Annotated in this window: 14 protein-coding genes; 2 read left to right on the top strand and 12 right to left on the bottom strand. The window is 59.2% G+C overall.

Translation table 11 applies throughout. The features are described from left to right. Positions 1-2: 2 nt before the first annotated feature. The 3 genes from purE to U5709_RS07450 form a co-directional block, all read right to left on the bottom strand. Complete coding sequence (gene purE, locus U5709_RS07460; RefSeq protein WP_321970659.1) at positions 3-434, bottom strand: 5-(carboxyamino)imidazole ribonucleotide mutase; 432 nt, start codon at positions 432-434, stop codon at positions 3-5. A gap of 217 nt (positions 435-651) precedes the next feature. Next, positions 652-3,606, bottom strand: coding sequence for a helicase C-terminal domain-containing protein (locus U5709_RS07455; RefSeq protein WP_321973115.1), 2,955 nt, complete (start codon positions 3,604-3,606; stop codon positions 652-654). Between the two features lie 107 nt (positions 3,607-3,713). Continuing rightward, positions 3,714-4,667, bottom strand: a complete 954-nt coding sequence (locus tag U5709_RS07450; protein ID WP_321971449.1) for a D-alanine--D-alanine ligase — start codon at positions 4,665-4,667, stop codon at positions 3,714-3,716. 114 nt (positions 4,668-4,781) lie between these two features. Here U5709_RS07450 and rlmN point away from each other — a divergent pair, with 114 nt between their 5' ends. Beyond that, complete coding sequence (gene rlmN, locus U5709_RS07445; protein ID WP_321973114.1) at positions 4,782-5,834, top strand: 23S rRNA (adenine(2503)-C(2))-methyltransferase RlmN; 1,053 nt, start codon at positions 4,782-4,784, stop codon at positions 5,832-5,834. Between the two features lie 207 nt (positions 5,835-6,041). On the opposite strand, the gene U5709_RS07440 is transcribed toward rlmN, so the two are convergent. The 9 genes from U5709_RS07440 to rpmH all read right to left on the bottom strand — a co-directional run bounded on the left by U5709_RS07440 (position 6,042) and on the right by rpmH (position 11,079). Further along, positions 6,042-6,284 (bottom strand): hypothetical protein, encoded by a 243-nt coding sequence (locus U5709_RS07440; RefSeq protein ID WP_321971451.1) that lies wholly within the window; start codon positions 6,282-6,284, stop codon positions 6,042-6,044. Between the two features lies 1 nt (position 6,285). Continuing rightward, on the bottom strand, positions 6,286-7,149 hold the full coding sequence (locus tag U5709_RS07435) for a ParB/RepB/Spo0J family partition protein (RefSeq protein WP_321971452.1): 864 nt from the start codon (positions 7,147-7,149) through the stop codon (positions 6,286-6,288). Next, positions 7,142-7,942, bottom strand: coding sequence for an AAA family ATPase (locus U5709_RS07430; protein ID WP_321973113.1), 801 nt, complete (start codon positions 7,940-7,942; stop codon positions 7,142-7,144). Before U5709_RS07430 ends, U5709_RS07435 begins: the two co-directional genes overlap by 8 nt. Positions 7,943-8,121: 179 nt before the next feature. Next, positions 8,122-8,859: a 16S rRNA (guanine(527)-N(7))-methyltransferase RsmG gene (gene rsmG, locus U5709_RS07425; RefSeq protein ID WP_321973112.1), complete on the bottom strand. Its 738-nt coding sequence runs from the start codon at positions 8,857-8,859 to the stop codon at positions 8,122-8,124. A 98-nt stretch (positions 8,860-8,957) separates the two neighbouring features. Further along, positions 8,958-9,542: a protein jag gene (locus U5709_RS07420; RefSeq protein WP_321973111.1), complete on the bottom strand. Its 585-nt coding sequence runs from the start codon at positions 9,540-9,542 to the stop codon at positions 8,958-8,960. A gap of 57 nt (positions 9,543-9,599) precedes the next feature. Beyond that, positions 9,600-10,358 (bottom strand): YidC/Oxa1 family membrane protein insertase, encoded by a 759-nt coding sequence (locus U5709_RS07415; protein ID WP_321971363.1) that lies wholly within the window; start codon positions 10,356-10,358, stop codon positions 9,600-9,602. Between the two features lie 18 nt (positions 10,359-10,376). Beyond that, a complete protein-coding gene (yidD, locus tag U5709_RS07410; RefSeq protein WP_415913454.1) occupies positions 10,377-10,613 on the bottom strand; it encodes a membrane protein insertion efficiency factor YidD in 237 nt (78 codons plus the stop codon). 1 nt (position 10,614) lies between these two features. Beyond that, entirely contained in the window at positions 10,615-10,935 is a 321-nt protein-coding gene (rnpA, locus tag U5709_RS07405) for a ribonuclease P protein component (RefSeq protein WP_321971361.1), read from the bottom strand. Between the two features lie 9 nt (positions 10,936-10,944). Then, on the bottom strand, positions 10,945-11,079 hold the full coding sequence (gene rpmH / locus U5709_RS07400; protein WP_321971360.1) for a 50S ribosomal protein L34: 135 nt from the start codon (positions 11,077-11,079) through the stop codon (positions 10,945-10,947). A gap of 336 nt (positions 11,080-11,415) precedes the next feature. Here rpmH and U5709_RS07395 point away from each other — a divergent pair, with 336 nt between their 5' ends. Then, positions 11,416-12,384 (top strand): ATP-binding protein, encoded by a 969-nt coding sequence (locus U5709_RS07395; RefSeq protein WP_321973110.1) that lies wholly within the window; start codon positions 11,416-11,418, stop codon positions 12,382-12,384. Positions 12,385-12,466 lie beyond the last annotated feature (82 nt).

Genomic DNA, 12,466 nt, shown 5'->3' with positions numbered 1-12,466 from the left:
GATTACGCCTCGGCCATCTGACGCTTGAAATCCACGATGACGTCGCGGTACTCGGGCATCGTTGCGCCGAGGATTTGCGCGGCGTAGATAGCCGCGTTCTTAGCGCCGTTGATGGCAACACAGGCCACGGGCACGCCGGATGGCATCTGAACCATGGAAAGAAGAGAGTCCATGCCGCCGAGGTCGGAGGTCTTCATCGGCACGCCGATGATGGGCAGCGGCGTATAGGCGGCAACAACGCCGCCCAGGTGAGCGGCCTTACCGGCGGCGGCGATAATCACCTTGATGCCGCGGTCGGCCGCAGACTCGGCCCACTCGTGGACCTTCGCCGGGTTGCGGTGCGCGCTGGCGATGACCAGCTCATAGGGGACGCCCAGCTCGTCGAGCTGGGCGGTGCAGGCCTCCATGACCGGCATATCGGACTTGGAACCCATGATGATGCCGACAAGCGGCTTATCTGCGGTATTGGACACGCGTCTCTCCCTTCCATACAAGCCTTTAGTATACGCGAGCTGCACGTTTTCATACGCGCTGCACATCCGCCCGCAATTGGAGACGGTCACCAGCGGTTTGGGGACAGTCCCCTTTCTGCAGCGGTTTGGGGACAGTCCCCTTTCTGCAGCGGTTTGGGGACAGACTTGCAGGGTGCTGCTACTTGCGAGAGGCGCGCCACATCTTGATGAAGCGACCGATGCCGGCGCGATTCATCTGCTGCACGCTCTTGCTGGGAAGAGAGGCTATGAACTGCCGCCCGTAGCGCTTGGTCACCAGGCGCGAGTCGGCGAGCACGAGCACGCCCGTGTCGGTCGACGTGCGAATGAGTCGCCCGGCCGCCTGCTTCACGCTGATGACGGCCTCGGGCAGCGAGTACTTCCACCACGCGCGCTGATCGCGGGCCTCGCGCTCCTTGACCAGCGGGTCATTGGGACTCGCGAAGGGTAGCTTGGGGATCACGACGCAGCGCAGCGTGTCGCCCGCGGCGTCAAAACCCTCCCAGAACGACTTGAGCGCGAGGAGCGACAGGCTCTTGTCGGCGACGAACTGGTCGCGCAGGCGGCGGGCAGACGCACCTCTCCCCTGCTGCGCGAGCTCGAGGCCTGCCTCCGCCAGACGCGGCGCCAGCGCTTCGTGCACGCGCTCCATGTCGCGGCGGTTGGTAAAGAGCGTGAGCACCGAGCCGCCCATCGACACGTGGACGTCGTAGAGCAGATCCACCAGCGCGTCGATGTAGCCGCGCTCGTTGGGCGCGGGCATGTCCTTGGCCACGACGATGCTCATGTTACGGTCGAAGTCGAAGCTGGAATCGAGCCGTAGGTCACGGTGCATATTGCCGCCCACGCGGTCAAGGCCGATGGCGGCGTCGAAGTGCTCGAAGCTCTCCCCCACCGCGATGGTCGCCGAGGTAAAGACGACGCTCTCCATCTCGGGCAGCCAACGCTCGGCCAGGTCGGCGCCTATGTCGAGCTTCTCGGCGCAGAGTTTCTCCATGTTCATACGCTTGCGCGAGCGGCTGAGCTGAGCGGAGTACACGTAGGCAGGGTCGGGCTCCACGCAGATGAGGCGCACGCCGGCAAGGAGCTCCGTCAAGAAGCGCGTGGACTCGCCCAGGTCGGACGCCGCGCGGGCATCCGTCTCGCGCAGGGCGTCGGCGGCCTCCTTGAGCTCCTTGGCCGCAGCGGCCAGCACGTCGGCGGCATGCTCGCCCGCCTCCACAACGGCCGCCCACTCGTCGGTGGCGCGCACGGCGTCGTCGATCCACAGCGTGACGAGGTCGTAGCCGCCCTCGCCGCCGCGGGCCATGCCGACAAGGCCATGGGTCACGTCGAAGAGGTCGGCCGTGGCCATGGTCGCCCGCGCGATGGTCGCCGACGCCTTGGCAAGAAGCCCCGTGACCAGCGTGGAGTTGTCCAGCTTGGCCGCCTGCGCCACGAGGTTGCGGATCACACCCGTCTTCATGCCTCCGAGCAGCTCGAACGCGACGCGCGCCTCCTCACCGGAGACCTCAACCGCCCACTGGCGGCGCGCCTCGGACTCGAAGGCATGGGCCTCGTCGACGACCCAGTGGCGGATCGGCGGCAGGATGTTGCCGTCGGCGTCCACGTTGCGCAGCAGAAGCGAGTGGTTCGTCACGACCACATCGCCGCAGGCAGCGCGCTTGCGGGCGCCGTGCAACAGGCAGAGGTGCGGATAATACGGGCAGCGCGACTTCAGGCACTCCCCCGACGTGGTGGTGAGCATCGAGCGTGGCACGTAGCGCCAGCGGATGCCCAGCGCGTCCAGGTCGCCGTCGGGCGACTGGCACGCGAAGGAGTAGCACACGGCGAGCGCGGTGAGCATGTCGGCCCCCACGGCGTTGTCGGAGCGGCCGTCCTTCTTACCTGCGGCGATAGGCAAATCCTCGCGAACGGCGCGGTCCATACGGTGCAGACAGGGATAATGGTCGTAACCCTTGAGGCTATGGAACTCGAGGCCCTCGGGCAACGCGGCGGAGAGCGCCGGCAGCTCGTGCGAGACAAGCTGGTCGGTCAGCGCGTTCGTCTTTGTGGCCACGCCGACGGTCACGTTGTTGCGCTGCGCATAGAGCGCCATCGGCAAGAGATACGCGAGCGACTTGCCCACGCCCGTGCCCGCCTCGATGGCACGGTGCGTCGACTCCTTAAGGGCGCGCGTGACCTCGCGGGCCATCTCCTCTTGCTCCGGGCGGCGCTCCAGGCGCTCGTACATCCGCGACGCGACGCCGCCTTCCCGCAGTTCAGCCGTCACTTCCTCGGGCGTGGGACACATGGGCGATCCGTCGAGCTCCTGTGCATCCATGCGGACGTGGCCGCACTCCGCCTCAACGAGGCGCGCGCGGACCGCCGGCAGCGAGAAGCGCACCCCCTCGTCGGCGAGCGCAAGCTGCGAGAGCACGGGCCTGAACGCCCAATCGATCTCGGGGTGCATGTCGGCCAAGAAACCCATGAGGCCACAGGGCAGGTCGGAGAGCGCGCAGAGGATGATACGCCACATGCCGCAGAGGGCGTCGACGTCGTCGGACGCGTTGTGGGTCACCGCGGCGCAACCGAAGGCCGAGGCCATGTCGGCCAGGCGGTGGCTCGTCAGGCGCGGCAGCGCGATGCGGGAAAGGGCAAGGGTGTCCACCCAGGTATCCGACACGTTCGCGCCGCCGGGCACCGCCTCCACGAAAGTGCGGTCGAAGGTCGCGTTGTGCGCGAGCACGGGGACGCCACCCACGAAGTCTGCAAGCATCGCCACGGCCTCGCGAGGGCTCGGGGCGCCCGCGACGTCAATTTGCGAGATGCCCGTGAGCTTCTGGATCTCGGGCGGGATGGGGCGGCCGGGGTCCACGTAGGTCTCGAAGCGCTCCACGATCTTTCGGCCCTGGATGCGGGCGGCGCTTACCTCGATGAGCTCGCAATCCCTGAACGAGAGGCCCGTGGTCTCGGTGTCGAGAACCACGAGGTCGTCCTCGAGCAGGCCGAACCGCGCGGTCTTGGCGCGCTCAGCCAAGCTGCGGTAGGCCGCCTTAACGGACGCGGGGGTTCCCGGCATGATAAGTTCCTCGAGGCTCGCGGCCGCGGCCTCGTGCTGCATGTCTTGGGACATCTCTACCCCTCCCGTTGACCTGCAATAAGGGGACAGTCCCCAAACCGCTGCACTTTGGGGACTGTCCCCAAACCGCTGCAGAAAGGGGACTGTCCCCTATTTGCAGGTTATTTTTCCATGGCGAGCTCGACGAAGCGGGCGCAGAGCTCCGGGAACTCGATGCCGCCGTGGCGCGCGGAATCCGGCAAGAGGCTCGCAGCCGTCATGCCGGGGATGGTGTTCGTCTCGAGGATGACCGGCTCGCCGTCGGACGTGACGATGAAGTCGCTGCGCGAGCAACCGGCGCACCCGAGCACCTTGTGCGCAACCTGCGCGGCGGCCTGTGCCTTCTGGTACACCGTGGCCGGAAGGCGCGCGGGGATGACGTGGTGCAGCTCAGAGGGCTCATACTTGACCTGCGAGTCATAAAAGTCCGCGCCGGTCACAATCTCGACGATGGGCAGCGCCTGGGTCTCGTCGTTGCCGAGAACGGGCACGGTGATCTCGGTGCCCTCGATGCACTCCTCTACGAGGACACGCTCCCCTCCCTCGCCGGCGAGGTCCACGGCGGCACGGAGCTGGGCGCGCTCGGTCACGCGCGTGATACCGAAGCTGCTTCCATTACCGGACGGCTTAACGAAGATGGGCAGGCCGAGGTCGTCGATAATAGTGTCTACCTGCTGCTCCGTGAGCTGAGTGCCCGCCGGGAAGTCATAACCCTTGGGCGTGCGCAGACCGGCCTTGGCATAAAGGACCTTCGCTACCTCTTTCTCCATGGCAGCGGCGTGGGCCAAGACGCCGGAGAAGGTGTAGGGCAGGTGCATGACCTCGAGCAGGCCCTGGATGCAGCCGTCCTCGCCGAAGCGGCCATGAAGGGCCGGAAACGCCACGTCGTAGCCGCCGCGAGAGAGCTTCTCGATGAACTGCGGCTCGGCGATGTCGATAAGATTCACCTTTTCAAAGCCGTAATCGAGAAGCGCCTGCCGGCATGCGGTGCCCGAGTTGAGCGAAACCTCGCGCTCCTCCGACCAACCACCGGCCAAAACCACGACCTTAAGGCCCTTGAGTTCTTCTGTGTTCATGCTGCTCCTTAGCCAGACCTCCCCTGCACTGCATCTATACTTCGTCTGGCACAGAGGTTCATTTCCTGTTGAGAGGATACTCCACTGCAGGGACAACTCGGAGACGGGAGAGGCATGGATACCGAGAACAACACCAATACCGGCGCAATGCGCGACCTCAAGTCGCTTTCAAAGGGCGAGCTCATTAAGCTTATGGAGGAACTCGGCCAGCCGGCGTTTCGTGTCAAACAAGTCGAGGACTGGATTTGGAACAAGAACGCCAGTTCGTTCGACGACATGACCAACCTGCCCAAATCTTTGCGAACCGAGCTTGCCGGCAAGCTGACGCTCGGCGGCGTCGAGGAGGTCGCTCGCCAGGTTTCCGAGGACGGCAGTCGCAAGTACCTGCTGCGCCTCCCCGACGGCGCGACGGTCGAGTGCGTCGGCATGCCCTCGGGCAAGAAGCTTGCGGTGTGCGTGAGCTCGCAGGCGGGCTGCGCCATGGGCTGCGCCTTCTGCGCCACTGGCGGCGCCGGTTTTACCCGCTCGCTCACTGCATCCGAGATCTACGACCAGGTCATGCACGTGCGCGACGACTTCAACACCCGCGTGACCAGCGTGGTCTTCATGGGCCAGGGCGAGCCGTTCATGAACTACGACAACACGTTGGCGGCGCTGCGCAAGCTGAACGACCCTGAGCAGGGCGGCATCGGCGCGCGTCACCTCACCGTGTCCACCTGCGGCGTCATCCCGATGATCCGCAGGTTCTCGCACGAGCCCGAGCAGTTCACGCTGGCCGTGTCGCTTCACTCCGCTGTCCAGAAGACCCGCAACATCCTGATGCCCGGTGTAAAGAAGTACTCTCTGCTCAACCTGTACACCGTTATGGGCGAGTACGTCGACCGCACCGGCCGTCGACCGACCTACGAGTACGCCCTTATCGGCGGCGTCAACGACACCCGCGACGAGATGGATGCCCTCTGCGACTTCTGTCGCGACACACTGGCCCACGTGAACCTGATCCAACTGAACGAGGTCCCGGGCTCCAAGCTCAAGCCTTCCACGCAGCGAAAGGCCGAGGATTTCCTGAACGCGTTGGCTCGTGTAGGCGTCGAGGCCACAATCCGCAACTCCCGAGGTGCCGACATCGACGCGGCCTGCGGCCAGCTCAAGCAGCGTCTGTCATAGCTTTTTCCTGCGGCCTGCGATTTGGGGACAGTCCTCTTTTTGCACACGCATTAAAGCGAGAGCACAACGCCGAACCATCCAGGCGAATCACTCGAAATAAAGACTCGTGTGCAAAAAGGGGACTGTCCCCAAATTGCAGGCCTCTCCACTGGTTCATAAATACTTTAAGAATCCGGGCGACTCTATCGAAGAGCCTCCCGGATTTTGTTAGTAACCGAGGTTTTGCCACTGCTGTTGGGTCGCTTGGACGTTCGGAAGCGAACTAGTGTCCTCAATCAGTTGCCCATTGATGGACTCGATCACTTCAGAAATCCTTGAATATCCTTCAGTTACCGAGTGCGCTAGCTTTTCTATTTGCGATTTAGCCTCATCCGAAAGGAAGTGCTCATAGAACACATAACCCACAGCCGCTACCAAAACGGAGCCAACAAGGGCGGTTTTGAACTTCATCCTAAAAGTCACTCTCCTTGCCGGAGAGCAGGGAAACCAAACGCGCGAGCTCCTCGTCGTCAGCAAACTCAATCTCGAGCTTGTTCTTACCCCGGATGTTCTTTACCTTAACTTGCGTGTCGAGAGCAAGGCGGAGCTGCCGGGCGGCGCGCTTAAAGGACTGCGGCGTGGGCTGCTTACGCCTCACAGAAAGGTCCTCACTGACAGAAAATAGTGGGGCGAGGGTTTCTGTCTGACGCACCGACAAACGCTCGTCAGCGACCTTCTGACCAAGCTTGATGCGCCCTTCCTCAGAAGGCACGGCCAAGATCGCACGCGCATGGCCAGCGGTAAGCTTGCCATCCTCAACCAATGACTGAACTTCTTCAGGAAGGTCAAGAAGCCTCATGGTATTGGTAATCGCAGAGCGTGACTTTGATAGAAGCTTCGCTACCTCCTCCTGAGTACATCCCTTCTCTTTGATTAGCTGCTTGTAGCCGCGAGCTTCTTCCAAAGGACTCAGATCCGAACGCTGGAGGTTCTCAATGAGGGCAAGTTTAAAGACTTCCTCGTCACTGATATCCTTGATAATAACTGGGACTTCTTTGAGACCAGCGAGTTTAGCTGCCTGAAAACGGCGCTCACCAGCAACAATCTCATACTTGCCGTTTTTCTTACGAACAAGAAGCGGCTGAAGAATGCCGTTTTGCTTAATCGAGTCGGAAAGCTCTGCAAGCTCATCGTCTTTGAAGATCTTTCTTGGTTGGTCCTTGTTTGGGACAATCTGAGAAATAGGAAGCGTGGAATCTGGCTCCATCGCAGCAGTCTCAGCCTCCGCAGTCCCCATCAAAGAGCCGAGGCCTTTACCGAGTGCTTTCTTAGCCACGCCTCGTCACCTCTTTTGCCAGTCTACCGTAAGCAAGAGCGCCCTTACTAACTCGTGCATAGACGCTGATAGGCTGGCCATAACTTGGAGCTTCGGCAATCTTAACGTTACGGGGGATGGTCGTTTTAAAGCATTTAGTACCAAAGAAAGCACGTACCTCATCCTCAACCTGCTTTGAAAGGGAAGTACGTGTGTCAAACATCGTTAAAACGACGCCAAACACCTCAAGTTCAGGGTTAATGCTCTTCTGGACCATTTTCATGGACTCAAGAATCTTGGTAACGCCCTCAAGCGCGTAGTACTCGCACTGAATTGGGATCAGCAGTGAATCAGCCGCACACAATGCGTTAATCGTCAAAAGCCCAAGAGAAGGCGGGCAATCAATGATTATGTAGTCGAATTCATCCTTAATCGGCGTCAATGCTTTTTTTAGGCACTGCTCGCGTGACATTTTGGACACCAGCTCAATTTCAGCACCAGCAAGTTGAATTGTCGCTGGAGCAACAAATACTGATTTGCATACAGTGTCTTGAATAATGTCCTCAATTGGGTATTCGTGAAGCACGGAATCATAAATATCGTGCTCTAATTCTTCTTTTTCAATGCCAAAACCAGAAGAAGCGTTCCCTTGGGGGTCGAAATCAACGATCAAAACCTTCTTTTTTAGCTCAGAAAGGCTTGCAGATAGATTGATTACGGTAGTCGACTTACCGACTCCACCTTTTTGATTAATACAGGCAAGTACACGAGTTTCTCTGTCGGAAAACCCTCGTTTTACGTCTCTAAAACCCAAAATTCCTCCTTTGAGCTGTAAAACTGCCTTGGATTGACATTACTATAGAGCATAGTTTCACGTGAAACATTGGAATTTAGACTGTTTTACTTGCAATTTGAAAACACTCGCAATTTAAAGATATTTAAACGCCCTTTGTTTCACGTGAAACAAAGGGCGTTTTAGGTTTACTTATAAATTTATGGAATTAGCGGATGATGTTTTGCCATTCCATTGTTTCTCGGCAACTTAATCTTTGGCTTCGCAGTTTTTTGGTAAATCAATACCTCACGATGACCCATCTCACGTGGCAACTCACATGTTTCACGTGAAACACGCGTCAGACCACAGATCCGAGATGCGTAATTCAAATTCTGAAGCTCAAGAGTCTCTATATTCGCTTTCTCAAGAATCAAGTAGCCACTCTTCTTGAGTAACGGAGACGCATACTCAACGAGCACATTTGACTGAGCAACTGCACGCGCAACCACAAGATCAAAAGATTCAGATTGCTCTATAGCCAATTCCTCAGCACGAATATGCATTGCCTTGCAATTACTCAATCCAAGATCATTGATAAACTCATTAACAGCATTGACCTTCTTGCCAACTGAATCGATGAACAGACCTTCCATTCCAGTCATAATAGCAAGCGGAATTCCAGGGAATCCGGCACCTGTTCCAATATCAACGAATCTAAGCCCTTCTGAGGGCCCGAACCCCTTCGTCCGCAGTGGGACTAGGGAGTCGACGAGATGAAGCGTCACAGCGTCTCTCAGAGCCACGATTCTGGTAAGGTTAATCATCTTATTTTTCTCGGTCACCAATTCCAGATGACGAACCATAGCCTTAGCTTGGTCTTCCGAGCACTCAATACCAATTGACTGGAGCTCCTCAATTAACTGAGAGACATGCTCTAGACGGTCAGCATCTTCCATCAACGACTCCTGACATAAATAAGTGACGGATAGTTTTTTGCAAAAAAGAAAGGGAGGAAGCCAAGCTTCCTCCCTTAAATAGTACCTTCTAAAAGACTCTACCGGACCGCGGTAATAACAACTCGGCGGTTCGGATCCTCACCCTCAGAGTAAGTGGAGACCTCAAGGTCATCCATCAGGGCCAGGTGCACAAGACGACGCTCATAGGCATTCATCGGGGACAGAGCCACACGACCCTGCTTCTTGGCACGTTGGGCAGCGGAGCGGGCAAGCCTCTGAACCTTGGACTTACGACGGCTCTTATAGCTCTCGATGTCCACGGTAATGGGGTAGTAGAACTTGAGCTTACTACTCATCAGGGACGTGAGAACCATCTGCAGGGCATCGAGCGTACGACCGTGACGGCCAATAAGAACAGCAAGGTCGCCGCCGTTGACGTCCAAAATCAGGTCGCCATTATCACCGTCGTACTCATCAATCGAGCAAGAAGTCTCTCCAAAGAAGGAGAGAAGCTCGCGAAGATACGCGACGGCAAGGTCGGCAACCTTATCGGTCTCCTCATCGGAGAGCGCAAGACCACCCTCGAAGTGCTCGCGGATAGAAGCATACTCATCGGTGGCGTCAGCGCCGAGGGCGGAGTCCACTGCGGGCTCAGCGGAACCCGTGAGAACCTCCTCTTCCATGCCAACCTCCATAAAGATAATTAGTTAAACCAATACGTAAAATTTACCAGCAAACAACTAGCTCTTCTTGTGCTGACGAGGCTTCTTCTCGCGGCGAGTGACGTTCACCTCGAGAGGAGCGTTCTTGGCGCGCTCCTCGGCGTCGGCCTTGGCCTTCGCGATGACCTTCTTGGTCACGAGCTGCTGCTGCACGACCTGCCACAGAGACGAGGTCACGTAGTAGAGAAGGACGGCGGCGGGGCAGGTCCAGCCGAACCAGAGCATCATGATGGACATGACGGCGCCCATGATCATCTGCTGCTGGCGCTGGCTCGGGTCCATGGTCTGCGAGTTCATCATCATCGGAACGAAGGTCAGGACACCGAAGAGCACGTCCATGATGATGTAAGGCAGCGCGGGCACGAAGCCGGAGGCGGCAAGGACGCCGGAGACGGAGTCCGAGATGGAGGGCAGGATGCTAAAGAAGCAGGAGCCCTCGGGCACCATCTTGATGACGGTAAAGAGCGCGAAGAAGATCGGCATCTGGAGCAGCATGGGCAGGCAGCCCATGAGCGGGTTGACGTTCATCTCCGAGTAAATCTTCATCGTCTCTTCCTGGAGACGCTGAGGATCATCGGCGTACTTCTCCTGGATCTCCTGGATGCGCGGCTGCATGACCTGCATACCGGCGGTCGACTTGACCGACTTGGTCTGCAGCGGCATGAGGATGAGTCGCACGACGATCGTCAGGCAGATGACCGAGAGGCCCCAGTCGCCGACGAAGCCCTGGATGCCCTGAAGCACCGCATAAAGGAAGTTAATAAACCAATCCCACATGATTCCTCCGTGGTCAAACTAGGGAACGGGGTCGTACCCACCGTTGTGAAGAGGGTGGCAGCGGCAGATCCTGCGCACAGCGAGCCAAGTGCCCTTGAGGGCGCCGTGCTTGCTTATGGCCTGACGCGCGTACTCGGAACAGGTGGGGTAGTAGATACACCTGGCCCCGAACAGCGGCGAGATTCTTTTTTGATAAAAGCCGACGCCGGCGAGCAGAGCGCGAGAAGCCAAGGAGGGCTTTCTTGCGCCGCGCACGCTAGACGCCGGCTTTCTTAATGAGCCTTCTGAGGGAACGGGCGACGTCCGCGGGGGAGCTGTCGTGAGTGTCCCTGGTAGCGAAGAGAATCACGTCGTAGCCGTCGAGCGGGAATCCGCACTCGCGGGCCGCTTCGCGCATGACGCGCTTGCAGCGGTTGCGAAAGACGGCGTTGCCAAGCCGCTTAGGCGCGACGAAGGCGACCCTTGCGGAGTCGCCCTCGTCGAGCTTAGCCATTCGTATGCGCAGGAGGGGGTCGTTGAGCCTCTTCCCGCAAGAGAAGACCTTCTCAAAATCGCGCTTGGATTTGATGGTCTCCATCTTTTGTATTTAGACGGTGAGCTTCTTGCGGCCCTTGGCGCGGCGACGGGCGAGGACCTTACGGCCGCCCTTGGTGGCCATGCGTGCGCGGAAACCGTGGGTCTTGGCGCGCTTGCGCTTGTTGGGCTGATACGTACGCTTCATAGCTATTCCTCCCGGTTGGGTGTAAACGTCTTTTTGAGCCGATAAGCTCAAAGATTGTAAAGGTCAGAGGCTCAAAGTGTCAAACATCTACGCAAAAGAAGTACGACGAGGGACTCAAGAGGCGGCGGATACTTTTCTTCCAAGGGTGGATGAAACCTTCCAGATGGCCTGAAACGTGCGGTAGCGTGCTATGATTTTCCAGCTTTGGATTCATGCTCATAACGAGTTATCGACTGATTTTCACCAATTGTTGAAAACTTTCGTTCACATCGAATCCGCACAGAAATGTTTTCTACAAATGATGAAAACCTGTTGATGAATCGAGGTGGCGGTCTGATGGCGAGGGATTTTTACCCCATGGTCGAGGAGGGAGAGGGCGGCGAGGCCGATCCCGAGGCACTGGTCACGGCGCCCGCGCGCATCGCCGTCTACGATGACGCCGCAGCAGCGCCGCGGGTCGTCGTGGTCGAGCCCAAAGACGTCCGCAGCTACCTCGAAGAGATCACAGCGACGGTGAGCAAACTGGCCCGCGAACAGGGCGGAAGCATCCCGTTCATGGTCATCCGCGAAATCGTGGAGAACTTCATCCACGCGTACTTTCAGTCGCCCACCATCACCATCCTGGACAGCGGCAACACGATCCGCTTCAGCGACCGGGGGCCGGGCATCCGGGAGAAGGGCCTCGCGCTCGAGTTCGGAACGTCGTCGGCGACCGAGGAGATGCGGCGCTACATCCGCGGCGTCGGCAGCGGGCTGCCATACGCGCAACAGTACATGGAGGACAAGGGCGGGAGCCTCACCATCGAGGACAACATCGCCGGCGGGACCGTGGTGACCATCTCGGTGCGGCCGAGCGATCAGGCGCGAGGGGTTTCGCGGTCGGCGCCGGCGGCACAAGCGGCGACGACGGCGCCTCAGGCGACGTGGCCGCAACAGCCGGCGTACCAGCAGCAGGGCGGCTACCAGCAGATTTATCAACAACCGGCGTACCAGCAGCCGTATTGCCAGCAGCCATACCAGCAGCCTTACCAGCCGCAGCCGGCGTGGCAACAGCCGGCGTACCAGCCTCAAACGCCGCAGCCGCAGGCCCCGCAGCCCGCGGGCCCGCAGGTGGGGGAGCGCGGGCAGATGGTCGTCTCTTACCTCGCGCAGCACGAGAGCGTGGGACCGACCGACCTTATCCGCGAGTACGGCCTCTCGGGCCCCACGTGGTCGCGCGAGCTCGCGAGCCTCGCCGCCGCGGGCTACATCATGAAGACGGGTCAGAAATACCAGCTCACCGCCGTGGGCCGCTCCCTCATCTAAATCCTGCGAAGAGGTCCGTCCCAAAACCGCAGCGGTTTGGGGACTGTCCCCTTTCTGCAGCGGTTTGGGGACTGTCCCCTTT

The sequence above is a fragment of the Paratractidigestivibacter sp. genome (assembly GCF_963660155.1).
Lineage (GTDB): Bacteria > Actinomycetota > Coriobacteriia > Coriobacteriales > Atopobiaceae > Paratractidigestivibacter.
Note: the sequence above shows the minus strand (reverse complement) of the source record. Positions and strands in the feature narration are given on the sequence as shown.